17 protein-coding genes and 1 riboswitch are annotated in these 26,041 nt (G+C 46.4%); of the genes, 9 read left to right on the top strand and 8 right to left on the bottom strand.

Going from position 1 to position 26,041, the window contains the following annotated elements; translation table 11 throughout:
- Positions 1-245: 245 nt before the first annotated feature.
- Positions 246-4,976, bottom strand: coding sequence for a glutamate synthase-related protein (locus QUA07_RS11385; RefSeq protein ID WP_333325035.1), 4,731 nt, complete (start codon positions 4,974-4,976; stop codon positions 246-248).
- Positions 4,977-6,542: 1,566 nt separating this feature from the next.
- Between QUA07_RS11385 and QUA07_RS11380 the strand changes: the two genes are divergently transcribed.
- The 5 genes from QUA07_RS11380 (at position 6,543) to QUA07_RS11360 (ending at position 16,099) form a co-directional block, all read left to right on the top strand.
- Positions 6,543-12,035 (top strand): AAA family ATPase, encoded by a 5,493-nt coding sequence (locus QUA07_RS11380; RefSeq protein WP_333325032.1) that lies wholly within the window; start codon positions 6,543-6,545, stop codon positions 12,033-12,035.
- 132 nt (positions 12,036-12,167) lie between these two features.
- On the top strand, positions 12,168-14,300 hold the full coding sequence (locus tag QUA07_RS11375) for a phosphodiester glycosidase family protein (RefSeq protein ID WP_333325031.1): 2,133 nt from the start codon (positions 12,168-12,170) through the stop codon (positions 14,298-14,300).
- 82 nt (positions 14,301-14,382) lie between these two features.
- The gene (locus QUA07_RS11370) at positions 14,383-14,541 is read left to right on the top strand and encodes a hypothetical protein (RefSeq protein ID WP_333307419.1); all 159 of its coding nucleotides are present in this window, start codon (positions 14,383-14,385) and stop codon (positions 14,539-14,541) included.
- A gap of 326 nt (positions 14,542-14,867) precedes the next feature.
- The gene (gene aroF, locus QUA07_RS11365) at positions 14,868-15,728 is read left to right on the top strand and encodes a 3-deoxy-7-phosphoheptulonate synthase (protein ID WP_333325028.1); all 861 of its coding nucleotides are present in this window, start codon (positions 14,868-14,870) and stop codon (positions 15,726-15,728) included.
- A 173-nt stretch (positions 15,729-15,901) separates the two neighbouring features.
- The gene (locus QUA07_RS11360) at positions 15,902-16,099 is read left to right on the top strand and encodes a heavy-metal-associated domain-containing protein (RefSeq protein WP_333081422.1); all 198 of its coding nucleotides are present in this window, start codon (positions 15,902-15,904) and stop codon (positions 16,097-16,099) included.
- A 156-nt stretch (positions 16,100-16,255) separates the two neighbouring features.
- On the opposite strand, the gene QUA07_RS11355 is transcribed toward QUA07_RS11360, so the two are convergent.
- Positions 16,256-16,663 (bottom strand): metalloregulator ArsR/SmtB family transcription factor, encoded by a 408-nt coding sequence (locus QUA07_RS11355; protein ID WP_333081430.1) that lies wholly within the window; start codon positions 16,661-16,663, stop codon positions 16,256-16,258.
- 146 nt (positions 16,664-16,809) lie between these two features.
- On the opposite strand from QUA07_RS11355, the gene QUA07_RS11350 reads away from it, so the two are divergent.
- Together QUA07_RS11350 and QUA07_RS11345 are read left to right on the top strand one after the other, a co-directional pair.
- Positions 16,810-16,977, top strand: a complete 168-nt coding sequence (locus tag QUA07_RS11350; RefSeq protein WP_333081421.1) for a metallothionein — start codon at positions 16,810-16,812, stop codon at positions 16,975-16,977.
- A gap of 289 nt (positions 16,978-17,266) precedes the next feature.
- The gene (locus QUA07_RS11345; RefSeq protein ID WP_006631574.1) at positions 17,267-17,527 is read left to right on the top strand and encodes a DUF7219 family protein; all 261 of its coding nucleotides are present in this window, start codon (positions 17,267-17,269) and stop codon (positions 17,525-17,527) included.
- 117 nt (positions 17,528-17,644) lie between these two features.
- Here QUA07_RS11345 and QUA07_RS11340 read toward each other — a convergent pair whose 3' ends face one another.
- On the bottom strand, positions 17,645-18,745 hold the full coding sequence (locus QUA07_RS11340) for a metal ABC transporter solute-binding protein, Zn/Mn family (RefSeq protein WP_333325026.1): 1,101 nt from the start codon (positions 18,743-18,745) through the stop codon (positions 17,645-17,647).
- A gap of 66 nt (positions 18,746-18,811) precedes the next feature.
- Between QUA07_RS11340 and QUA07_RS11335 the strand changes: the two genes are divergently transcribed.
- The gene (locus QUA07_RS11335; RefSeq protein WP_333325024.1) at positions 18,812-19,531 is read left to right on the top strand and encodes a metal ABC transporter ATP-binding protein; all 720 of its coding nucleotides are present in this window, start codon (positions 18,812-18,814) and stop codon (positions 19,529-19,531) included.
- A gap of 160 nt (positions 19,532-19,691) precedes the next feature.
- The gene (locus QUA07_RS11330) at positions 19,692-20,528 is read left to right on the top strand and encodes a metal ABC transporter permease (protein ID WP_333325022.1); all 837 of its coding nucleotides are present in this window, start codon (positions 19,692-19,694) and stop codon (positions 20,526-20,528) included.
- 346 nt (positions 20,529-20,874) lie between these two features.
- Here the strand turns inward: QUA07_RS11330 and QUA07_RS11325 are convergent, their stop codons facing one another.
- From QUA07_RS11325 to QUA07_RS11305, 5 genes are all read right to left on the bottom strand, one after another.
- The gene (locus tag QUA07_RS11325) at positions 20,875-21,555 is read right to left on the bottom strand and encodes a CADD family putative folate metabolism protein (RefSeq protein WP_333325020.1); all 681 of its coding nucleotides are present in this window, start codon (positions 21,553-21,555) and stop codon (positions 20,875-20,877) included.
- Between the two features lie 121 nt (positions 21,556-21,676).
- The gene (locus QUA07_RS11320) at positions 21,677-22,765 is read right to left on the bottom strand and encodes a WD40 repeat domain-containing protein (RefSeq protein ID WP_333325018.1); all 1,089 of its coding nucleotides are present in this window, start codon (positions 22,763-22,765) and stop codon (positions 21,677-21,679) included.
- Positions 22,766-22,954: 189 nt separating this feature from the next.
- Complete coding sequence (locus QUA07_RS11315) at positions 22,955-23,926, bottom strand: GTP-binding protein (protein ID WP_333325041.1); 972 nt, start codon at positions 23,924-23,926, stop codon at positions 22,955-22,957.
- Between the two features lie 182 nt (positions 23,927-24,108).
- The gene (cobW, locus tag QUA07_RS11310; RefSeq protein WP_333325017.1) at positions 24,109-25,143 is read right to left on the bottom strand and encodes a cobalamin biosynthesis protein CobW; all 1,035 of its coding nucleotides are present in this window, start codon (positions 25,141-25,143) and stop codon (positions 24,109-24,111) included.
- 263 nt (positions 25,144-25,406) lie between these two features.
- A complete protein-coding gene (locus QUA07_RS11305) occupies positions 25,407-25,817 on the bottom strand; it encodes a DUF1636 domain-containing protein (protein WP_333325015.1) in 411 nt (136 codons plus the stop codon).
- A 22-nt stretch (positions 25,818-25,839) separates the two neighbouring features.
- Positions 25,840-25,986, bottom strand: a riboswitch (cobalamin riboswitch).
- Positions 25,987-26,041: the final 55 nt, after the last annotated feature.

Below are 26,041 nucleotides of genomic sequence, written 5' to 3'. Positions count from 1 at the left end.
ACCCGGTATTTTTTTGCCTGTTGTTGGTTCTCTCATCCCTTCGATTGTGCTGTGGGGAGATCACTTTTGCTTGAGGGTGATCGTACTCTTTAGTCTAAACTCCAGTTAGGAATTATTAAACCGCAGAGAGCGCGGAGAGCGCAGAGGAACACAAGAGAAAGAGAGATGAATAATTTCGCTTTTGATATGAAGATGAAAAAAGGGGCAACTCGCGTCGCCCCTCATCTATTTAACCAACTGGAAAATTAAACTTCCACAGCAATCTTTTGTTCCGAAGCCTCCGGCGAATTCGCTTCACTTGGCGGCACAACTTGCCAGAATTTCGGCAAATATTCCGACCAATTTGCTAAAATCTTCTCAGCTTTCTTGCTGCCCGTTCGATCGCGCTGAGCCTCAATTAACTCCTTCAATTGCGCCTCCCCAGCCGCCGTACAAACGCGCTGCATCTTCACAATCTCCCCGTTGACGTGAGCCGGGAAAGTCCCATCTTCATCGAGGAAATAAGCCAAGCCGCCAGTCATTCCAGCGCCGACATTCCGGCCGACTTTTCCTAACACCACAATCACGCCACCAGTCATGTACTCGCAGCAGTGATCGCCCGCACCCTCGATCACTGCTTTCGCCATCGAGTTACGCACTGCAAACCGTTCGCCAGCTTTACCCGCAGCCAACAGAGTTCCCCCCGTCGCACCGTATAAACAAGTGTTACCGACGATCGCATTTTCGGAAGCATCATAAGTCGCACCAGCCGGCGGTGCGATCGCGATTTCGCCACCGTGCATCCCCTTACCAACGTAGTCATTGGCTTGGCCTGACAGTACCAGCGTCATCCCCGGCAAATTGAACGCGCCGAAGCTTTGGCCCGCGCTACCAGTGCAATTGAGCGTGATTTGACCGCTAAAGCCGGTGTTACCGTGTTGCTGTGCGATCGCACCTGCCAAACGCGCTCCCACAGTGCGATCGGTATTCACCAATTTTACATTCTTGCTAACAGTGCCGTGATTGGCGATCGCACTTTGAATCTCAGCATCCGCCAGCAAATCGTCGTCTAACACTGGCCCGTTTGTGTGTACGTCGCCGTGGATCAAGAAAGAGCGATCGCTCTTAGTATCCGGTAACTTGGTCAAACAATCCAAATTAATTGCTTGGGTTTTAGTTAGTTGCACCCCATCGCGCATTTTCAGCAAATCCGCGCGGCCGATGATATCTGCGATCGACTTATAACCCAATTTCGCCAGCAAACTCCGCACTTCTTGTGCTACGAAATAGAAGAAATTCACCACGTGTTCCGGCGTTCCGGGGAACCGTTTCCGCAAGTGTTCTTGTTGAGTTGTCACGCCGACCGGACAACTATTCATGTGGCAAACGCGAGCCATAATACAGCCTTCTGCAATCATTGCCACCGTACCGAAACCGTACTCTTCGCCGCCCATCAAAGCGCCTACAATCACGTCCCAGCCGCTTTTAAAGCCACCGTCAACGCGCAGCAAAACTCGATCGCGCAATTTATTTTCCATCAGCACCCGGTGAACTTCTGTCAATCCGAGTTCCCACGGAGAACCTGCGTGCTTAATCGAACTCAGTGGCGAAGCACCAGTGCCGCCATCGTGGCCGGAAATTTGAATCACATCAGCATTTGCCTTGGCGACACCGGCGGCTACAGTCCCGATGCCGACTTCCGACACCAACTTCACCGAAACTCCCGCTTTCGGATTGATTTGGTGCAAGTCAAAAATCAACTGCGCCAAATCCTCGATCGAATAAATGTCGTGGTGAGGAGGAGGCGAAATCAGCGTGACACCCGGTTTCGATCGGCGCAAATAAGCAATGTACTCGCTCACTTTCGCCCCTGGCAATTGACCGCCTTCACCTGGTTTCGCACCTTGTGCGATTTTAATTTCAATTTGTTCGGCGTTCATCAGGTACTCAGGAGTCACCCCGAAGCGTCCCGAAGCTACCTGTTTGATGGATGAAGAAGCTGTATCGCCGTTCTGCAAACCTTTCAAGTGAGGTAGCGTTTGTGAGAAACCCGCCGCGCTCACATCGTTTAGCACTTTGTAGCGCACCGGATCTTCGCCACCTTCGCCGGAGTTGGATTTGCCGCCGATGCGGTTCATCGCAATCGCTAGCGTTTCGTGGGCTTCTGGGGACAAAGCGCCGAGAGACATTCCGCCGGTGGCGAAGCGTTTGACAATATCTGCTACAGATTCTACTTCTTCGATCGCAATGGGAGGGCGATCGCTCGCAAAGTCGAGCAAATCCCGCAAAGCAGTTACCGGGCGATTTTCGAGCTGTTTCTTGTAAACCTCGTAATGGTCGTAGGCACTTTCCGAATTTTTGTCACCAATTGGTGTCATTTTTGGTTCGGCCCCATTGCCATTACTGTTAGTTTGAGCCTTAAAAGTAGTCACGGCTTTGTGCAAAGCCTTGGCCATTTCTGGGCTGTTCATGTGATATTCGCCGCCGCGACGGTACTGCACGAAGCCGAAGTTTTCCAGCTTTTTCAGAACCAATTCTGGGAAAGCCTGACTGTGGAAAGACATTACCTCGTTAGCCAGTTCCGCGACACTCAAACCGCCGATCCGAGAAACAGTGCCTTTGAAGCCCAAATCGAGCAAATCGCCGCCAATGCCGATCGCCTCAAAGATTTGTGCCCCCTGATAGCTAGCCAGTAGTGAAATCCCCATTTTCGAGAGAATCTTCAGCAGCCCATTTTCCACCGCTGTGCGATATTTAGCTTGAGCCTGTGTCACGGTAATATTGGGAACTTTGCCGTGCTGCATCAAGTTTTGAGTCTTGCTGTCAGACCACCAGGCGCGCACGCTTTCTAAGGCCAGGTAAGGGCAAACAGCCACCGCACCGTAACCGATCAAACAAGCGAAGTGGTGAGTGCTCCAACATTGGGCGGTATCGACAACTAGGGAAGTTTGCATCCGCAGCCCGACGCTAATTAAGTGGTGGTGAACCGCGCCAACTGCCAGGAAGGGCGGAATATAAGTGCATTCTGCACTCAATCCAACAGAAGATCCATCGCCTTCTTTCTTCAAAAGTCGATCGCTCAAAATCAGAATTCTCGAACCCTCGCGCACGGCTTGAGCCGCCTTTTGACAAAGTTGCTCGACTGCGGTTTTCAAACCTCCAGGCCCGGCCGCAATTTTGTAAAGCGTTGACAATTCGGTTGCGGGGAAAGACTTTTGATCTTTCAAGAAAGACAGTTCAGCGTCGTTGAGTACGGGGGAATCAATTTTCATGCGCTTGGCATTTTCTGGTACTGCTTGCAGTAAATTGCCCCGCAGGCCCACATTCATCGTCAGCGACATCACCATCCCCTCGCGCAGGGGGTCGATCGGCGGATTTGTCACTTGAGCGAACCGCTGTTTGAAATAGTTGTACAGCAACTGAGGCTTTTCTGACAATACAGCTAAGGGAGCGTCGTCGCCCATGCAGAAAGTCGGTTCTTTCCCAGAACTCGCCATCTCGACGATCACCATGTCCAAATCTTCTGCTGTGTAGCCAAAAGCAGTTTGGGTTGCTAACAGGGTTTGGGAGTCGAGGGTTGCTGTTTCGGCAAAAGGCTGCGGTTGCAAGATTTCGCGGTTTTGTTGCAGCCATTCGCCGTAGGGATGCCGCTTAGCAATTCGCTGCTTGAGTTGCCAATTTTTGAGAATTTCCTTGGTTTGCAGGTCAACTGCAATCATTTGTCCTGGCCCCAAACGGCCTTTTTCGACAATATCTGCTTCGGGAATATCGACAACTCCCGCTTCCGAAGCCACAATTACCAAACCGTCTTTAGTAATGCAGTAGCGGGCCGGCCGCAAACCGTTGCGATCGAGCGTAGCACCTACTTGTTTCCCGTCGCTGAACACCAGCAGTGCGGGGCCGTCCCAAGGTTCTTGAATGCCGCTGTAATATTCGTAAAAATCGACAATTTCTGGATAAGGAGCCAAATCCGGCTGATTTTTGTAAGCTTCGGGCACCAGAATTGTCAGGGATTCCAGGGGGGTGCGGCCGGAGTGCACCAACAACTCCATCACGTTGTCCAAGTTTGCCGAATCGCTGCTTTCGGGATTGACAATTGGGTTAAACGTGTCGATATCAGCTTGACTCCAATTCGGGTGAGCTAAATTCGCTTGCCGCGCCTTCATCCAGGTAATATTGCCCAACAGCGTGTTAATTTCCCCGTTGTGTCCCAGCAAGCGCATGGGCTGGGCTAAGTGCCAGCGGGGCATCGTGTTGGTGCTGAAGCGCCGGTGATAGACGGCAAAGGAGCTTTTATAAGCGGGATTTTTCAGGTCTGGGTAAAATTCTGCCAATACGGCCGATCGCACCATGCCTTTATAGACGATCGTGCGGCAGGAAAAAGAGCAAGTATAAAAGTCTTGGCGGGTGAAGTTGGGGCGATTTGACAGCGCGTGTCCGATCGTGCGGCGCGCCAGAAATAGATGTTTGTCGAGTTCGTCTCCGGCTAAGTGCGGTGAACTGACAATTACTTGTTCGATTTGAGGTTGATTTTCTAGCGCTTGCTCGCCCAAAACCGACGGTACAATGGGAACTTTGCGCCATCCCACAACTGTCAGCTCGCGATCGGTCAGAACTTGCTCAACCACCTGCCGCGCTATAGTCGCTTGAAATTTATCTTGAGACAGAAACAGCATTCCCACGCCGCAGTTTTCCCGCGCCGGAGGCACAATTCCCTGTTCGACAAACCAAGTATCCAGCAATTCCCAAGGAATCGCGGTCATCAAACCCGCACCGTCGCCGGAATCTTGGTCGGCGCTGCAACCGCCGCGATGTTCTAGACAAGTTAAAGCTGGGAGCGCTTTTTCAATAATCGAGTGCGTAGCTTCGCCGCTTTGGTTGGCAATAAAACCCACACCGCAGGCATCTCTTTCTTCCACTAACCAGCTTTGGCCGGCGAATGGAGTTCCTCGCTCAGTCTGATGCACGTTTCTGTTTGGATCGATCGTGTTACCCATGTTGATTGAATGTTATTTCCGTGATTGTGTGGTTGATGCGTTTTTATAGCTCGGAGAGAGAAGGCTGCCGAGCGGTGGGAGCCTAGTAAACTTTAAGACAGCACATTGGAAGCTGATTTGATTAAAAATTTACGTCTATGCGGCCTGTACCTAGCACTGAAACCCTGTTTGCAGATTTTAAATTATCTCGCTCGCATCGCCTCAGAGATGTCTCCTAGAATACCCTGCTGTTAAAAAGCAGTGATTCTTTGGGCGATCGCCGCCCTGCAACTAGATACATTGCAGCCGATCTAGTTTTTTGTGTGGGTTTTTCCTGAGCTCGGAAGGGTAGCCTTGCGGACTCAGGTAGATAGTAACTTTAGCGTTATTTTGCTTGCTGCGCTGTTGAGTTGCTTTCGTCAGCGCCCGCAGACACAAAAGCAACCTGCCCGCTCAGTCGGTAGGTGCAATGTAGCAGCGCGGTTCACAACTGGTGAAACCTGTCTTATTGTGAAGTCAACTCTCAAGCCGCGAACATCAAGTTTATCAAAAAATTGATAAAATTTCACCCATTAGACTTAGAGTTTGCGTGCAAGTCTTGTCAGCGATCGTCCAGAACTCACGCTAAGATGCCTAGCCGAAAAAAGTTGACAGTTTTCCATAACTCTAATTTAGATTTTTTTACCCACAAAGTTTTGTCATCTCAAATCCGTTGGCATCGGAATTATTCATCTCTCTCTTCCCTTTCTCTGTATCCTCTGCGTCCTCTGCGGTTTAATCATTCCGATACAACCGGAATGGATATCACTCATCAATGCAGGATATTTCAAGGATTTCTAACACATTAGGAGCATCTGGTAGAGCCTGCGCCGCCTTTTTGATCACGCGCCCAAATGGATACTTGCTTGCTGACAAGATTCGGGGAGAGGCAAAAATTTTAGACCACTGTTCAAGCTGCCAGATTCATTGAAGTAAATCTCAAATCTCAAACTCAACTCGACTAACGCTCACAAGCTTGTTCTTGGTAATTTTGTTTAGCTCAACCGTGAGCGTTTTTACATATTTGATTGGCAGGGGGAATATTTCATGCCTATCTTTTATAAAAGAAAGGTTAGTTAGCGGAAATCGTAAGACTGGTAAAATGTGCCGATGGTGATTACACTCAATTCTGCATACAGGTAGATCGAAGCCCAGTGATATAAATCATGGTAATCCTATTATATGAGAGATATTATTAAAATAACTTGACAATGATTAAAATAGCATATCGCTTGAGAATCCACGCTTTTTTTCGTAAGGAAGAGGTTAGCTGAAATTCACCCCGCACACTTGTATCAATGCGTGTTAATGACTCAGCAAATAAGCCAAAAGCTAAAGTAATTTTAGGTCAACGCTATCTCAAAAAAAGTATAGAAGAAAAAAAAACCAAATATTAAGTCTGGTTTTAAGAGAGCGCTTTCATAATTTGAGCGACAAAGTAGATTAAACTAAATATAGTTAATCAATAGCACAGCCGATAGAGCGAAAATAGTAGATAGTAACTCTAAAAAGCTTCAGGCTTGACAGAAGCAGTAGGAGTAGGTAGGTATGGCGAGCATAACAAATATTTTTCGAGGATATCAAATTAACGAGCAAATATACGCAGGCAATCGAACTCTAGTTTATCGTGGCCGTCGGTCTTCAGATCAGCAGCCCGTCGTGATCAAACTGCTGCGAAATGACTTTCCCCGCTTTCACGAACTGGTTCACTTCCGCAACCAGTACGTCATTACTAAAAACTTAGAGATCCCCGGCACTGTCAAGGCATACAGCCTGGAGACTTACCATAACCACTATGCTCTGGTGATGGAAGACTTTGGCGGAATTTCCTTAAGTAGCTACCTCGCTAGTCTGGTGTTCGCCAGCAAGGAACCCCTAGAAGGCTTGCCCCTTAACGAGTTTCTTCCCATTGCCATTCAAATTGCCAACTCGCTTGAGGGACTTTATCGCCACCACATCATCCATAAGGATCTCAAACCCGCCAACATTTTAATTAACCCTGTCAGCAAACAAGTTAAGCTGATTGACTTCAGCATCGCTTCCCTATTGCCGCGCCAAACCCAAGAAATTCAAAATCCCAACCTCCTTGAAGGCACTTTACCTTACATATCTCCAGAACAAACTGGGCGAATGAACCGAGGGATTGACTACCGCACGGATTTCTACTCTCTGGGAGTCACATTCTACGAACTGCTGACGAGACAGTTGCCTTTCCAAAGCGAAGATCCGATAGAGTTAGTACACTGTCACCTTGCCAAGCAGCCTATCTCAGTTCATCACCTCAACAATAAAGTTCCATTGGTGTTGTCTGAAATTGTTAGCAAACTGATGGCGAAGAATGCTGAAGATAGGTATCAAAGTGCGATCGGACTCAAGTTTGATTTGGAAAATTGTTGGTACCAGTGGCAAAAAACTGGAGACATCGCCTCTTTTAAACTAGGGCAGCGAGATTTGTGCGATCGCTTCATCATTCCCGAAAAATTATATGGTAGAGAGATCGAAGTATTCTCCCTACTGACAGCCTTCGATCGCGTCAGTGCAGGAAGCGCCGAAATGATGCTGGTGGCTGGCTTCTCAGGCATTGGCAAAACCGCCGTCGTCAACGAAGTTCACAAACCGATTGTCGCAGCTAGAGGCTACTTCATCAAAGGCAAATTCGACCAATTTGGACGCAGCCAACCCTTCTCAGCTTTTGTACAAGCTTTTCGCGATTTAATAAACCAATTGCTGAGCGAAACAGATGCTAAAGTTGAACAGTGGAAGACTCAAATCCTGGCAGCATTGGGCGAGAATGCTCAGGTAATCGTTGAGGTAATTCCTGAACTAGAACGGATTATCGGAGAGCAACCACCGGCACCAGAACTCGTCGGCAGTGCTGCCCAAAATCGCTTCAATCGCTTATTAGAGAACTTCATTCAACTCTTCACAACCAAAGAACATCCCCTCGTCATCTTCTTAGACGACTTGCAATGGGCCGACTCAGCCTCATTGAACTTGATTAAACTTCTGACGAGCGATCGCGATCGGCGCTATCTCTTATTAATTGGAGCATATCGAGATAACGAAGTCAGTCCCGTACACCCTTTGGTGCTGACGTTATCCGACATTCAACAAAGCGGAGCTACGGTAAACACCATTACCCTCGCGCCGCTCGATTGCTTCAATTTGAATTGTTTGATTGCCGATACTTTAGTTTGTTCTAGAGCGTTGGCTATGCCCTTAACAGAACTGGTCGATCAAAAAACCCAAGGCAATCCGTTTTTTAGCACGCAATTTCTCAAATCTCTGCATAAAGATGGGCTAATTACATTTAATTTTGACGAGCGGTATTGGCAGTGCGATATCGCCACAGTGCGAACCTTAGCCCTGACAGATGATGTTGTAGAGTTCATGGCGCTTCAATTGCAAAAGTTGCCATCCCAGACGCAAGAAGTTTTAAAGTTAGCTGCCTGCATTGGCAACGAATTCGATTTAGCAACATTGGCGGTAGTTTGTGAAAAATCTTCTTCAGATACGGCAGCCAACTTGTGGCCTGCTTTGCAAGCAGGGTTGATTCTCCCACTAACTGAAGTTTATAAATTTTTTACTTCAGACGAGGTTGAATTCATAAATCAGAATTCACAAGGAGACAGCAATACTTCTGACTCATGGTTCCAGAATCCCGACTCCTGTTATTACAAATTTCTGCACGATCGCGTACAGCAAGCAGCTTACGTTTTGATTCCCGAATCCCAGAAACAATCCACTCACCTCAATATTGGCCAACTGTTGTTGATTAATACTCCGACAACTGAAAGGGAAGAGCAAATTTTTAATATAGTCAACCAGTTGAATTATGGTGTTGATTTAATTGCCGAAACAACACAGCGTTACCAACTGGTTGAGTTGAATTTGACGGCGGGACGCAAGGCGAAGACTGCTACTGCTTATGCTGCAGCACGCAAATATTTAAGTTTTGGCAGACAAATCCTAGCTCCCGATAGCTGGCAAACTCACTATGAAACAGCCCTCGAACTGCACGTATTAGCGGCAGAAACTGCATACCTGAGCTATGATTTTCAGGAAATGCAGGAATTAGCAGCTTTAGTCCTCCACAATGCCAGAACGCTGCTGGATAAGGTCAAAGTTTATGAAATCGAGCTTTCTGCTTGTACGGCGCAAGTCAAACCCAAACAAGCCGTTGAAATGGGGTTAGCAGTTCTCAAACTTTTGGGAATCTGCTTCCCAGAAAATCCAACTCCGGCAGATATTCAGCAGCGACTAGAACAAACCGCGTCACTTTTTGCGGGTAAAAAAATCGCGGAGTTTATTGATTTGGCAGAAATGGAAAATCTCCAAAAGCAAGCAGCCTTGCGGATTTTATCAGGTTTAGTTTCTCCAGCCTACATCACGGCTCCACTTCTCCTGCCACTGGTTATTGTGGAAATGGTGCATTTGTCGGTTAGTTATGGAAATGCTCCCTTATCTGCTTTTGCTTACGGCTTGTATGGATTGGTATTAAGCGGTGTAGTTCAAGATATTGAAACCGGGTTTGAATTTGGGCAATTGGCGTTAAATATTGTTGATTTATTTAATGCTAATTACCTCAAAACTAAAGTATATTATACAGTCGCCGTTCACATCATACATGGTAAACATCATGTTAAAGAAACCATCCCTCTTTTAAAAGAGGGTTACGCCAGAGGACTGGAAACAGGAGAGCTAGAATTAGGATATTCAGCCAAAGAAATCTCTCAATATTCATATTTAATCGGTCGGGAAATTGCCGGACTCGAAGAGGAGGTAGCGACTTACTGCAATGCGCTGGTTCAATTTAAACAAGAAGCAGCGTTAAATTATACTCAAATCGTTCATCAGGCTTTATTAAACCTGCTGGGGCGATCGGAAAATCCATGTCAATTTGTGGGAGATGCCTACAATGAAGAAACAATGCTCCCATTTCACATCCAAGCAAACGATCGCAACGGGCTCCACTATTTGTACTTCCATAAAATGCTTGTGTGTTACCTATTTGGAGAAACCGAGCAAGCTTTAGAAAATGCTCGGCAAGCCGAACAGTATTTAGACGCGGTGACGGGTATGCTGAATGTGCCCATGTTCTACTTTTATGACTCTCTAGCACGGCTGGGCGTTTGTACCGATGTGGCTTCCTCCGAAGAGAAACAAGAACATCTGGAAAAAGTAAAAAGCAACCAAGAAACCCTTCATAAATGGGCGCATCACGCCCCCATGAATTTCTCTCACAAATTTTTCCTAGTGGAAGCCGAACTTTTCCGAGTGCTGGGTGAAAATGTGCAGGCGATGGAGAATTACGATCGCGCTATTGTTCTTGCTAAAGAAAACGATTATCTCAACGAAGAAGCTCTGGCGAATGAATTGGCTGCTAAATTCTACATGGCATGGGGGAAAGAAAAACTTGGCCAGGTATATCTAAGAGATGCTTACTATGCTTATGCTCGTTGGGGAGCGAAAGCAAAAATCGACGATTTAGAACAACGCTATCCCGAACTTCTTGCTCCTATCTTCAAACAGGAAAATGCTGGTTCGTTCGAGAAAGGTACTACCTCCCATGAGACTTCATTAATTTCTAGTCATCGCCAAACAATTGCTGGAAGTACGAGTACCACAGTAATAGATTTACCAACTGTTATCAAAGCTTATCAAGCTTTGTCTAGCGAAATTAAGCTGGAACAATTGCTCACTACCCTTATGGAAGTAGCGATTCAGAATGCAGGCGCTCAAACAGGAGTATTGATTTTGAAAGAAGAGGACAACTGGAAAATCGCCGTCCACTGTAGCGATCGCCAAGGCTGTCTTCTGCAAGAAACTATTGGGATTGAGGAGAGCGAATCTATTCCCCAGACTGTGATTAATTACGTTAAACGTAGCAATAAAACCCTAGTTTTCGATGATGTCAAGACTGAATTAATATTTACTTCTGACCCCTATATCAAGCAGCACCAACCTAAGAGCATCCTCTGTACTCCGATTATCCATCAAGGCAAAATGATGGCAATTCTGTATTTGGAAAATAATCTGACGACAGGGGCATTCACTGGCGATCGCGTCGCCCTCCTCAACATCCTCTGCTCGCAAGCTGCCATCTCGCTGGAAAACGCCCGATTGTATCAACAATCTCAACAGCTTTATCAACAATCTCAGGATTATGCCCAAAAACTGGAGCAGTCTATCCAGGATCTCAAACAGATGCAACTGCAATTGGTGCAGGGAGAAAAGATGTCTGCTCTGGGAAATTTAGTCGCAGGTGTAGCCCACGAAATTAACAATCCCGTAGGCTTTATCGCCGGCAACTTGCAACCGGCTCAAGAATACGTGGGGGATTTATTCAATTTGATTGATTTGTATCAAGAAAAATTTCCCAATCCGGGAGGGGAAATTGAAACAGAAATTGAGGATATAGACTTGGAGTATTTGCGAGAAGATTTGCCCAAATTGATTAGCTCAATGAAGGAGGGAGTCGAGCGCATTCGCAATATCAGTACGAGTTTGAGAACGTTTTCCAGGGCTGATAGCGATCGACCAGTTTCTTTCAATATTCATGATGGACTTGAAAGCACTCTGCTAATTCTCAAGCACCGTTTAAAAGCCAGCGAGTTCCGCCCTGCCATTGAAGTTGTGAAAGAGTATGGTAACTTGCCCCTAGTGAAATGCTTTCCCGGACAGTTGAACCAGGTATTTATGAACATACTGGCTAATGCCATTGACGCTCTGGAGGAGTCAAATAAGGGGCGGAGTTTTAGTGAAATTAAAGCCTTACCTAATCAAATCACGGTTCAAACTGCTCTGAGCGAAGACAACAATCAGGTTTTGATTCGCATTAAGGATAATGGAGTGGGGATGTCAGCCGAAGTCAAGGAAAACATCTTTAACCACTTATTCACAACCAAACCCGTGGGTCAAGGAACTGGATTAGGATTGTCTATAGCCCACCAAATTGTTGTAGAAAAACATGGAGGTACGTTACTCGTGAATTCTTCTTTGGGCCAGGGTTCGGAGTTTGTGATTTCTATTCCGGGGTGAGCAGTTTTTAGTAGGGCTTGAGCGCAATTAGTGCGATCGCCAAAAATATCGGATTTAGTAAGAAGAGACATACGGATTGTCCGGGTTTCTAAATCCCCATGCGTTTAGAAGTGAAATTGTGAGTTGTAAGCTGTGAAACGTAATTTTTTCTATTGGCGTCTAATATTGTCAGTCTCGATTTTACCCGGACTGGCGATCGTCCCGTCTTTGCTCTGGAATCAACCCGGAAGAGCACAACAGGGGGAGATGGGTGGGCGGATTGATGCTTCGAGAGCCCGCCAGGGAATGAATTCCCTGGCTGATAGCGAAAGTCGGTTAAAACCGACTGAAATATTGAGCGATAGTTCTTTTGAGAGAACTTCAGCTATGAGAGAGGGAATTCATTCCCTGTCGGAATATAGGCTTTTGGCTCAATCTGTACCGCCATCTTCGATAATTAGACAAGGCCGCCAAGTTTCTCTAAACGGCCGCATTCTGCCCCTAGCTTGGACTCAGCAGCCGGCAAACAGCACTTCTGGGAATTTCCGAACTTGGATTGCTGATGTTGGATTGATGCAAAGTGCGGGAGTGGATTTGCTTAGCAGCGCCGACAGTACCAAACAACCGGTGCAGTGGTTTTCGGTATCTTTAACTGGTGCTCAAAGCTTAGCAGCGCGGGCAACGGGACCCTATCGTTACTTAGATGTTACCGATTTTGCTAGACTTGCGGGCTGGGAGATATCTGCTGATGGGAATATTCTAAAAATTACTTCTCAAAGTGCAAGTGTTACCGGAATTCGGCAAGCAGAAATAGAATCGGGCGATCGCATTGTAGTAGATCTCGATCGACCAACTCCTTGGCAAGTTAACTTTGTCAATAAACCAATCCCGTCGCCGACACCCACACCCAACCCCCCGGACGACCCCACAAAGCCCGCTATCCCACTGCCCAACCTCCGCGCAGCGCCAAACCTCGAAACACCAGACGACCCTACCAAACCCGCTCTCCCGCTGCAAATAACGCCCGCAGCGCCGATCGCCGGTCAAGAATGGTCGATCGCGATCGATGCCAAAGTCGATCCGGCGTTACTTCAGGACACTTTTCAAACCAGCAAACAATTGCTATCACTAAAAGTCGAACCTGACGGCGATCGAACCAAAGTCAAAGTGAAGATTCCTTTAGGTTGGCGGCCGCAAGTTTTCAGCCTGGGAAATCCCAATCGATTAGTTATCGACATTCGGCCAGATTCGTTAGTAGAAAAAAACATTGTTTGGGCGCCCGGTGTGCAGTGGCGGCAGCAGTATCAAAATTTAGGAACTGCTCGTTTTCCAGTAGTTTGGTTAGAAGTTAATCCGCGTCAATCCGGTGTAAAAATTCGACCAATTCTCAGCAATCCGCCTGCCGAGCAAAGCACTGCACCTTTATTGCAAACTGCAGAAGTGTCGGGTGCTGCTGCGGCAATTAATGCAGGTTTTTTCAATCGAATTAATCGCTTAGCTTTAGGGGCAATTCGGCGTGACAATAAATGGCTTTCCGGGCCGATTTTGAACCGGGGGGCGATCGCCTGGAACGATCGGGGAGAATTTGCGATCGATCGTTTAACTTTGCAAGAAATTTTGATCACTCCGGCCAATCAATTTTTGCCTGTTTCTCATCTCAATAGTGCCTACGTACAACCGGGAATCGGTCGCTACAATTCTGATTGGGGAACAACTTATACTCCGTTGTCTGGCAATGAAATAGTTGTGACAGTTGCGGACGATAGAGTTGTCAGCCAATCCCCCGCAGGTGCGGTGGGAATAACAACTTTTCCCATTCCAGCTAACGGTTATATTTTGGCTTTGCGTGCCGATTTGTTCCCTGCATCTGAACTCTCTATCGGCACTTTATTGCGTTTAGAAACTAACACTTTTCCTGCTGATTTTAACCGTTTTCCGTACATTCTCGGCGGCGGACCGGTGTTGGTACAAAACAGTCAAGTTGTGCTGGATGCTAGGGCGGAAGGGTTTAGCGATGCCTATGTTAGACAGACAGCAATTAGAAGTGCGATCGGGCGAAATGCTGCGGGGAATTTGCTGATTGTAGCGGTGCACAATCGTGCGGGCGGGGCGGGGCCAAATTTCGCAGAACTGGCGCAGATATTGCAGCAAATGGGTGCTGTGGAGGCTTTAAATTTGGATGGGGGAAGTTCGACGAGTTTGTATTTGGGAGGTAGTTTGCTCGATCGACCTCCGTCAACGGCGGCTAGAGTTCATAATGCGATCGGTATTTTCATTCAACCATAAGTAGTTAATTTTCGACAATTTTCGGCGGTTAGAAACCGCTACTACACAAACAAAGTTCACCTACGTGGACTGGTAAATGTGAATGTCCCAACCTGCGGAGGCAGGTTTCGTCTTTGTAGCCGCGGTTTCCAACCGCCGCGGCATTTACAAATCTTTTGCCAAAAATAACTTGACATCCCAGTCTCCCTGTGCTAGCTTGTCGAATAGTATGGTGTTTAATCCACAAATTGCAGCACTTTAGCTATGTTCACAGCCCACAGCAATTTTTATTTTTGGTGCAGCCAAGTTCGCCCGGAGTGAATTGGTAATTCACTGTGAACATCCGGGCGAACCGCAGATTAACACCTGCGGTTTTGTTTTTTCTACTTCTTTCCCCAACAACCAATCGAGCACAAGCGAAAACAGCAATGACATTATTCAGTAACTGGTACTACAGCTTTTATTTTTGGCCCCACAGGAGTTCTGGGTAAATTGTCGTGCTGTCTTTTCGCACCAACCCGGAACTCCTTAAAAGTTCCGGGTTTTTTATTGTCAACCACCCACTTAAATTTCTAGGAAAATACCCTCATGTTAGAAGCCAAACTCGTAACCAAATCTCATCCCGAACACCAAACAATTGTCAAACTCTCAGAAACAGTCTCAGTCGGCGGCACAGAATTATTAATCATCGGTGGCCCCTGTACCGTAGAAAGTTCCGCACAAATGGAAACAGTCGCCCGCCAACTATCCGCCGCATCCGTGCAAGCTTTGCGAGGCGGAGTCTACAAACCCCGCACTTCTCCCTATGCTTTCCAAGGGATGGGAATTGAGGGACTGGAAATTTTAGCTGATGTCAGCCGGCGTTACGGTTTGCCCGTGGTGACAGAGGTAATGTCGATCGCCCAAATCGAGCCAGTTGTCACCTATGCTGATATGCTGCAACTAGGCAGCCGGAATATGCAAAACTTCGAGTTACTAAAGGCGATCGGTCAAGCCGGAAAACCAGTCCTGCTAAAACGTGGCTTGTCAGCCACAATCGAAGAATTTGTGATGGCCGCCGAATACATTCTCAGTCACGGAAATCCTCATGTAGTTCTGTGCGAAAGAGGCATCCGCAGCTTCGACAATTACACCCGGAATGTATTAGATTTAGGTGCAGTCGCAGCGCTGAAACAGTTAACTCATTTGCCAGTAATTGTAGACCCTTCTCACGCCGTCGGCAAGCGAGAATTAGTCGCACCACTAGCCAAAGCAGCGGTTGCTTGCGGTGCAGACGGATTAATTATTGAGTGTCACCCGCAACCGGAAAAATCGGTTTCTGACGCGCGGCAAGCTCTTTCTTTGCCCGATATGGTAGATTTAGTTGTTAGTTTGCGCCCTGTAGCCGCCGCCGTTGGCCGCTGCATACCGGAGATTAATGTGCCTTCAGAGGTATTAAGTTGGAAGTGATATTGGTAGGAAATAATCTATAACTTTTAACGTCAAACTCTACAGTCGGTTTTAACCGAATTGAGCTTTGAGGCAGGGGTTTAAGCCCCTGCCGGAATCGGGGAAAGCGCGTGTTTCACGAATTTAGATTAAAATAAAAAATAATACTGTCATCTACGAAAATTTGCTTAATTATGGCAATACTACTTAACGTTCCCTCGATCGTCTGCTCTGGCTGCGCTGATACAATTACCAAAGCCATCAAAACTGTTGACTCCGATGCTACTGTCAATGTGGATGTCGCAGCTAAGACTGTTACAGTTGAAGCTCAAGCTTCTGAAGAGTCAATTTCACAGGCGGTTGTTGCTACGGGCCACACCGTCAAAGATTGATATTGAGTTTGGTGAGGGCGGGTTTACGAGATTAGTGGTCTTAAACCAAAATAATTGGTAAAAGCCGCCCCTACAAAATTTTAAATCGATTAGCAATGCCCACTGCCCAATGCCCAATGCCCAATGCCCAATGCCCACTGCCCAACGCCCAAAAGATTATTCTTCGTCTAAGTGTTCGGCGACTGCTTGGTAAAGTTCAAAAACGTGGCGATCGAGTAAACTATAAAAAACTTGTCTCCCAACCTTGCGGTAACTTACCAACCGCATCGCCCGCAATGCCCGCAACTGATGCGATACTGCTGACTCGCTCATACTCAACGCCGCAGCCAAGTCACACACGCACAGTTCTTGTTTTGCCAAAACCGACAGCAGCCGCAGGCGATTCGCATCTCCCAAAAGACTGAAAAACTCAGCCATCCGCTGAGCTTTTGCGGTGTTGAGAACTTGTGTTTGGATGTCCCCGGCCCGTACACTGTCAACTAGGTGCGGTCGATCGCACATTGGTGTATCGTTTTCTTGGTGAGGCTGACTTATCGCTCCATTAACAGCAGAGTTGGGTGACATCTTTTCCCGGCTAATTTTAATTCTCATTTTCATTTTAGTGCGATCGGCAAAGCTTTTGTAACAAAACTTTTACACTCCCTTGACTTATATCTGAATATGTGTTCATATATTAGTATAGACAAACAACCCCACCAGGAGAATGTAAAATGACTACTGCCACCCAAACAAAATGTGCCTGTCCTTCATGCTCGTGCGTTGTCAGCCCCAGCGAAGCCATTGAAAAAGACGGCAAAACATACTGTTCCAGTGCTTGCGCTGACGGGCACCCCAACGGCCAAGGCTGCGGCCACACAGGCTGCGAGTGCCACAAATAAATATTCGGCTTCAGAAAAGGTTAATCACCAACTGCCAAATATATCTTAAGGGAGATGCGAAGCGCGCATTTCCCATTTTTTGTGCTTTTAGGTTAAAGAAAAGTTAAAATAAAGCTAACTTAAGGTTAAGACTGCATTAATAGACTAAATACAGAGCGAAAAAGCACAATTGCTACTTACGCAATACAATAGAAGCAAGTTGGCGCCGCGATACAGAGTACAAATAGTGCTATTAACAGCAGAGACCGAACCAAAAGTTGAATACCAAAAGTTTAATTAGGAGGGGGCAATGAAAGAGCGGGAAGATTTTTTACATCCTCGCAATCGCTACTACGGTGATTTCACGCCAGAAAACTTGGCGTTTAATGCCAACTTGCAGGAGTTTGCTCAAAAAATAACTTATATTTGCTCGCTGGAAACAGGGGGGAAAATTAGCGCTGAGAAAGCTTATAAAGATATTAAGATGCTTTGGAAAGACTTAAAATCCTCTAAGAAGCAATTGGGAATTGGTCAAAAACCCCCCAGTACCGAGGAGCAAAATTCACCTTAAAGTCATCGCAGCAAACGCTGCGTTTGCAATCGAAAACCCCTGCGATTGCGAGCGCTGCATTTTGCTGCTTACCCAGAAAATGTAAGGTTCTTGGTAGTAGGCGAACTTTAGAAAATTCTATGGTTTGGGAGTTGGTGCAGTTTCTCCGGCAAAGGAAGTACAATTACCGCCGAGGCCAGAAATAATCGCGCAAGTATTAGTTTTCAGCATTCCCTGATATGTATCAGCATCGGTGCCCGGGCCGCCCAACTCGTCGCTGTAAAGTTCTTTGTCCCAAATTTTGACATTTGCCTCCCTCGCCACAGTCTCCATCAACTTCGGATTAGTTGTAGTTTCTGCAAAAATTGTCGGCACTCCTGTGGTCTTAATTTCTGAGGACAATTCGGCAATTCTTGCGGCGGTGGGCTGTTCCTCTGTCGTCACACCCTGCAAAGCTCCAGCCATCTCCAAACCGTAAGCATCGGCATAGTAACTCAGAGCATCGTGAGTTGTTACTAACTTGCGTTTTTGGGCTGGAATAGTCGCAATTTGAGCTTTAATCCAAGTATCTATTTTTTGCAACTCATCTGTTAAGCTGGCTGCATTTTTTGTATAAATTTGAGCATTGTTGGGGGAAACTTTGATCAATTCATCGCGAATTGTTTCTACCATACGGATGCCATTTTGAGGGTTATGCCAAACGTGAGGGTCAGGGACTTTTTCGCCTTCTGCATGAGATTGGTTTTCCCCTTTCTCTTCACCGTGTTCGTGCTCGTCTTTGCCCATCAGCGGTTTGGGAACGGCGAGTTCGTGGACGGCGATTTTGGGCGCGGAATTACTGCTGGATTGAATTAACTTAATGATGCTGGGTTCGTGGTTGTAGCCGCCGTATAAAATCAGATTTGCTGTTTCAATCGCTTTGCGGTCTTCCGGCTTGGTTTGATAGGCGTGGGGGTCGTCTCCCGGCTTGATTAGACAGGTGGTGTCGATCGAACTTTGAGCGATTTCTTTAGTTAGGTTGCAGATAACGCCAGTCGTGGCCACGACTTTGGGCAAGTTGGCGGCCTGACTGGCTGGAGTTTGAGTTGCGGCGGGACTCTCTGGCACTCCATTACTTGCGTTCTGTGCTCCACTGCACGCAACCACTCCGCAACCAATTGCCAAAACAGCCGTACCCCACAATCTGCGGGTTTTTCCAGCCAAGTTCTTTAACATTTTCACCTTTGGAACGATAATCATTATTGCTTTTTCGAGTTATCCTATTGTAGTAGCTACGAACAAGAATCGTTCTCAAAATCTCTAATTATGCTAGAAGTGCAAGACTTGGCTGTCAATTATCGCGGAATTGCGGCCCTCAACAGCGTGAATTTCCAGTTAGATCCCGGACAATTAACTGGCGTGTTCGGCCCCAACGGCGCGGGGAAAAGCACGATGGTGAAAGCGATGCTGGGATTGATACCCACCTGTCGCGGTTTGGTCAAATATCAGGGGCGGCTGCTGAAGGAACAGTTGTCGCGGGTGGCTTATGTGCCGCAGCGATCACAAATTGACTGGGATTATCCGATTACGGTGTGGAATGCGGTGATGATGGCGCGAACCGTTCAGACTGGTTGGTTTCGCACTCCCTCGAAGCAGTCCCAAGAATTGGTCAAAGCTGCTTTGCTGCGGGTAGGAATGTGGGATTTGCGCGATCGGCAAATTGGCGAACTGTCTGGCGGACAGCAGCAGCGGATTTTCTTAGCAAGGTCGATCGCCCAACAAGCCGATTTATTTTTTTTCGACGAACCTTTTAACGCGATCGACAAAGCAACTGAAGAAATTATTTTCAATATTTTTGCAGAGCTCAAAGCCGAAAATAAAACATTGCTAGTAATCAGCCACGATTTAGGCGAAACTTTAAAACAGTACGACAATTTATTATTGCTAAATAAGCAGTTAATTGCAAGTGGTACCTGCCGGGAAGTGCTCACCGCAGCCAATATTCAAAAAGCCTATGGATACGATTTAAGTTTAGTTTCCGCGTAAGCCAAAAAAGATTTATCTTTAAAATTGATAGTGGCACGGGCGTCCCGCCTGTGCAATTGATAGTGGCACGGGCGTCCCGCCTGTGCAATTGATAGTGGCACGGGCGTCCCGCCTGTGCAATTGAAGGTGGTTGAAAAAATCCTATTATTGACGTAATTCAATGTTAAACCTACTAATTGAGCCGCTAAAATTCGAGTTCATGCGAAATGCGATCGCCGTCGGCGTTTTGCTAGGAATTCTCTGCGCCGTTGTCGGCTCCTACTTAATTGTACAGCAAATGGGAATGATGGTTGACATGATTGCCCATTCAGTATTAGCAGGATTGCCCGTAGCTTTTTCTTTAGGTTTCAATATTTCGATCGGCGCCTTTATATCGGGAATTATCAGCGCCGTGATTATGGCGTGGATTCAATCGCAATCGCGCCTAAAAATTGATGCAGTCATGGCATTAATTTTATCTACATTTTTAGCCATTAGCGTCACCTTGATTAGCTTATTGCGGACAACAAAATTAGACTTAGACGGGTTTCTGTTCGGGAATATCTTGTCAGTTGCGCCTGCGGACGTGCAGCAGACTTTTGTCATTACTTTGATTATTTTGGCGACGGTTAAAATCTTTTATAAAGAACTGCTATTTTATACTTTTGACCCCCTGGGGGCGCAAGCGTGCGGTTTGCCTGTAAACTGGATTTATTTCGGGATGATTTCGGCGATTACGCTGACGATTGTTGCGAGTTTGCAAACTGTGGGAGCGCTGTTAGTAATTTCGCTATTAATCGGGCCGGGAATAACGGCGTATTTGTTGGTAAAAGAGCTACATTTAATGATGGGATTAGGAGCAATTCTTGGGATTACAGCTAGCGTGAGTGGTATGTATCTCAGCTATTATTTTAATATGCCGTCTGGGGCGGCAATTGTATTAGTTATTTTTGGGTTATTTTTAGGGGCTTTATTGTTCAGTCCCAGTCAAGGAATTTTGACAAGAAAGAGAGGATAACTCTCTTGGATGCACACACTCTATTTGTTGTGGGTTTTTTACGCTTACTTACGAAAAATTTTCCCGTAGGAACACGGTAATGCCCATTGGTGTCAACTTAAGATATAACCCATAGTCCAGCAAGGGTTGAAACCCCTGCCTCAAAGCTAAAGTCCTCTTAAGAGGACTGAAGAAAAGAATTTTCAACTCATTAGTCCTCATAGCGAGGACTTTAGCTATTAGACAGGGAATTCATTCCCTGGCGGACTGACGGGCTGACTGGCGGACTTTCGGTTTAAGTTGACACCTATGGGCATTGCTGTTTCCCTACAAGGGCTACATATAGAGATTCTGCGTCCAGTACAGCTTACTTAGCTTGACAATAAGCTTCGTAAACGCCATCAAGCAGTAAGTTGATAGCAAAAGTTGCTTTCTCGGTGGCTAACAGCGCTTCCTGTTTTGCTTCTTCAGTTTGGCAAAGTTCTAACAGCGCTTCGCGGGTAGCTTCCGAGTGGAACTCGTCGGCTTTTTCGTGGACTTTAAAGAAAGACAAAGCAGATTCGGAATCGATGCCGTAAAATTCCTTCAAACCAGCGATTTTGGTTGTAGAAACTTCGGGGATTTGCGCTTCGTAAGCGTAAAGGGCTGCTAAACCTGTGACGGGCGATTCGCTGCGCGCTAAGTCTTTGAGAATGCGAACGGATTCGCTGGTTTTTTCTAAGTGTTCGTGATCGATAACTGCATTTCTGTCTAAACCCAAACCTTCGGCAAAGCGCAGCCACAGTTCAGGGTGATTAGCAGCGCCTCTCTCTTCTTCTATCAGGTTTTCGAGGAGCATTTGACGAATTTTGATGTCGTCACAGGCGGCGTGCGTAGCGCTGACGTAGGTGGGGAAGTTGTGGACTTGCAGATAATATTCTTTGGCGTACTCTTGCAGCATTGCGAGGTCGAGTTTACCTTCGTTCCACATTTGGTAGAACGGGTGTTTCAGCAAGTGGTTTTGGTCGAGAATAGTGTTGAGTTGTTCGAGAAATTGCTGTTGGGTCATAATTGTCGATCGCCTTGGAGGATAGTTCAGCCACTAAAATGGTATTGTAATCTAGCATTTTGTCAAGACCAAGTTTTCAATTTTTATGTTTTGGTCAAACTGGTGCGCCCGTTATGCCAACTTAGCGCCGCCCGAAGCCTTGGCCGCGCATAGACTTTGACCAAACCAGCAATTCGCCACCGCATCCGCCAGCGGCGAGAAACTGGCCTTCGGGATGCCATGCGAGACAGGAAAAACCGCCCTCTGCACCTTCTAGAATTTGCAGCAATTGTTCTGCTTCGTACCACAAACAAACTTGACCGTCTGCCGCTGCGGAAGCTAATAAAAATGTGCTAGGTTGAAAGGCGATCGCATTTACCACATTTTCATGCACCTCTAACGCCCAAGAATCCCAACCGACACTTTCATCAGCGTCTCTTTCCCAGACAGAAATGCCTTGAGAACTCGAAGCAGCTAACAAAGGTGCACCCAAAGAATTAGTTTTATCCGACCAAGCTAACTCCCGAACTTTCCCCGGAAAACCCTGCATTACCCACGGTTCAAAATTGCCCCATTCATTAACAATTAGAGTATTGTCCATATTGCCACAAGCTAAATATTCTCCTTGTGGCGACCAAGCAATTGCACCGGTTGCAGAGGGTACTGATAAAATTTCCGGGTCTTCGTCCCAGTCTTCGCCATGCCAAACTTTGACGCCTTGATAGCCGCTAACTGCCAGATATTGAACCATCGGATGCCATGCTAAATCGAGGATAGATGATGACTCGAAATTCAGCGTTACTTCAACAACATTATCCTCAACATTCCAGACTTGAACGTAGCGGCCCATACTGAAAGCTAACTGGTTGCAGTTGGGACTCCAAGCTAACTTATCAACCCAGACACGCTGGTTGTCCAAATCAGCAATTAATTCCCCAGAATTAACGCGCCAAATTCGCACTTTTCCATCTTGTCCGCCAGCAGCTAGGAATTGACTGTCGCGGGAAAAAGACAAGCAATCGGCTGATTTACCCGTGGCAGTTTGTAGCCTTTGCAAGGACAATTCATTAACTGCCCCTACTGCCACCAGCATCACTTCGCCCGCACCAGAACAGACTGCTAAAGTTTTGCCGTCCGGCGACCAAGTAACAGCAGTTACGTAGTCAGACAGCATTTCTTTAGCGTGAAATTGCAGGGTTAGTTCACTTTTATTTGTCTTTTTGTTAACCATATTTATTGAATCTGAGATGTTGCACTATTCTTAAGAACGGGCAAGATGCCCGTTCCACAAGAGATGAATTTTCTTCCTGTGGAACAGGCAAGATGCCTGTTCCATTCCACAATAAATGAATTTTATTCCTGTGGAACAGGCATCTTGCCTGTTCCTAAAAGGCTGATTAAAAATGCTTCAATATGCCAGTTAAACCAGACATTTCCGAAAATCCTCTTTCAATTGATTTTCATTTAAGTTGCGACCAATGAATACGAGTTCGTTTTTCGGAGTTTCTGTAGCTTTCCAAGGTCTATCCGGTCTGCCATCGAACAGCATATGCACTCCTTGAAAAACAAATCTGTTGTTTTGTCCAGCCATATTCAAAATGCCTTTTGTCCGAAAGATATTCGGGCCTTGAGTTCGCAACAATTCGCCGATCCAATCGCTAAATTTGTTGCCATCAATAGCACCGGATTCGACTATTGCTACGGAAGTAACTGTTTCGTCGTGTTCGTGAGTGTGTTCGCCCAAAAAGTCGGGTTCGATTTCTAATGCCCGGTTCAAATCAAATGCTTTAACGCCCAACAAAGCATCCATTGCTAATTCAGCGTTGCGGGTGCGGTGAATTTTGGCCATTGCATTCATTGCACGAATTCGCTTTTCTAATTCTGCCAATTCTTCGTCAGTTACTAAATCTGTTTTGTTTAGTAAAACTACATCTGCGAAGGCAATTTGTTCTTGAGCTTCGTCTGCATCCCAGTGCTGCCAGATGTGCTTGGCATCGACTACCGTGACAACTGCATCTAGCAGTAATGTGTCCCGCATATCTTCGTCTACAAAAAATGTTTGAATTACGGGCGCGGGGTCGGCTAAACCTGTGGTTTCGATAACTATGTGGTCGAATTTGTCGCGCCGCTTCATTAAGTTACCGATAATCCGAATTAAATCACCTCGGACTGTACAGCAAATGCAGCCGTTGTTCATCTCAAAAATTTCTTCGTCGGCATCAATTATCAGTTGGTTGTCGATGCCTACTTCGCCAAATTCGTTGACGATGACTGCAACTTTTTTGCCATGTTCCTGTGTTAAAATGCGGTTCAGTAGCGTAGTTTTGCCTGCACCCAGATAGCCTGTGAGAACAGTAACAGGAACTGATTCGATCGCCCCAGCAGTCACCATACTTGACCTCGATTTTTGTACAATGATAACCATTATCGCTATTTTACACCAGACTTGCTGGCAGTGGTCACAATATTAAATAATGTTAATTAATTGTTCGTCAGAGCTTGGAGGAGCGAGTTTTGCCAATAATATTTGCTGCAATTCAAAATATCCATCAACCCGCCCCTCTCAAATGACAATTAGTTGTTAATCATAGCTGCAATTCGATCGCGCTCTAACTCTCGACCGATCAGCACTAATTTGGTTTGCCGGAGTTCGGAAGGTTGCCAAGGACGATCGTAAAAATATTCTATCCGCGAGCCCACACCTTGCAACACCATCCTCATCGGTTTCTTGGGAACCGCCACAAACCCTTTAATCCGATAGATTTCCTCCTGCTGCATCAAGGATTGCAGTTTTTTCACTAATGCTTCAGGTTCAAATTCGCGATCGGCAATAAAGTAAGTCGAGTTAATATCATCATCATGTTCATGTTCCTCCTCAGTGTCGTGGTGACTGGGGCGAGACTCCAAATCATCCTCAACCGCGGCATTAAATCCCATGAGCACATCAGGGTTAATTTCGCCACCTTTGCAGGGTACAATTTTCACACTCGGACGTAACTCTTGCTGCAACCAGCTTTGGACTTTCTTGTGAGTTTCCGCATCTACGCGATCGACCTTCGTTAAAAGTACCATATCGGCACAGGCTAACTGGTCTTCAAACAATTCCTCGATCGGAGTTTCGTGATCTAAACTATCATCAGCCTGCCGCTGTGCCATCAAAGCATCGATATCACCGACAAAAGAACCGCTAGCAATAGCTTCGCAATCGACAACAGCAACAACACCGTCCACTGTAGCACCCGTCCGAATTTCCGGCCAGCGAAAAGCTTGAATCAAAGGTTTAGGAAGTGCGAGGCCCGAAGTCTCAATTAAAATACAATCAATTTGTTCTCTGCGCTTCAACAATTCCTGCATAGTCGGCAAGAATTCCTCTTGAACAGTGCAGCAAAGACAACCATTTGTTAGTTCAACAATATTGCTGCTTACAGTTTCTTCTTCGTCGCAAACTTGGCAATCGCGCAGCAGTTCTCCGTCAATTCCGATTTCGCCAAATTCGTTAACCAGAACAGCAATGCGGCGACCTTGATTATTTTGCAATAAGTGGCGAATTAAGGTAGTTTTGCCGCTACCGAGAAAACCAGTGATGACAGTAACAGGAATTTTGTGCATTGATAATTTTGTTGTTGTGTGATTGAATATCTTTCAATTTTGGGTCAGTCAATTGCTGACAGGAAACTCGTTAAACCGACAGTCCGGCAGGGGTTTAAACCCCTGCCTCAAAGCGAAAGTCCTCTCAAGAAAACTAATGAGTTTAAAATTTTTATTCTCAGTCCTCTTTAGAGGACTTTCGCTATTAGCCAGGCACTTAAGTCCCTGGCGGATTGGTGGCATTAGTTGTCACCAATGGGCAGAGCATGGTAACGAGAAATGCTCTAGTTTCCCAGGGGTGGAATCTTTGCTAAAACGCCTTTTTTCAGAGCTTGAGGACGCTCAGACCAAGGCAACAAACCGTCGGGTTTAGCATAGTATTGACCAGCGCATTCAAGTACCGCCTCGACGCTTTCCGAGTCATTTGCTGGTAAATCGCCAAACAGATAAGTGTACTTTCCAACAGCAGCAAAACACACCGCACAAGAGTGACTGCAAGCACTCATGCACTCCACCTCTTGAATCTCAAACTTATCAGAAAACTCCCAATCTTTAGCGAGTTGCGACAAATTTTCCATGAATTGTTGACCGCCGCTTTTGCCTTCTCGCTTGCCGTTTTTCCAAACACTAGCGCAAGCAGTGCAAACAAATAGACTGTGCTTTGTGCGTACAGCCGTGTTAATTCCATCCATCATCCGTACCTCGCAGATGCGTTCAAAAGTGAGTTAGATATCGGCGGGCATTCTGACTTGAGAAACCCCAAGGGTTTCATTACAGTTGCGGGACAGCGCCGGACTTGCACCGAACTTTCCCCGTTTCCTCTAACGGCTGCTCCCCGCTAGAACCGATCGCGAAATCACATCATACCGCACTTGCCGCCTTTTTTCAAAAAAGTTATGTTTGTAGGAGCGATCGTTTC

The sequence above is a fragment of the Microcoleus sp. T3_A4 genome, from assembly GCF_036700465.1.
Classification (GTDB): Bacteria; Cyanobacteriota; Cyanobacteriia; order Cyanobacteriales; family Microcoleaceae; genus Microcoleus.
The sequence above is the reverse complement of the archived record's forward strand: the minus strand, read 5'-3'. Positions and strand labels throughout refer to the sequence as shown.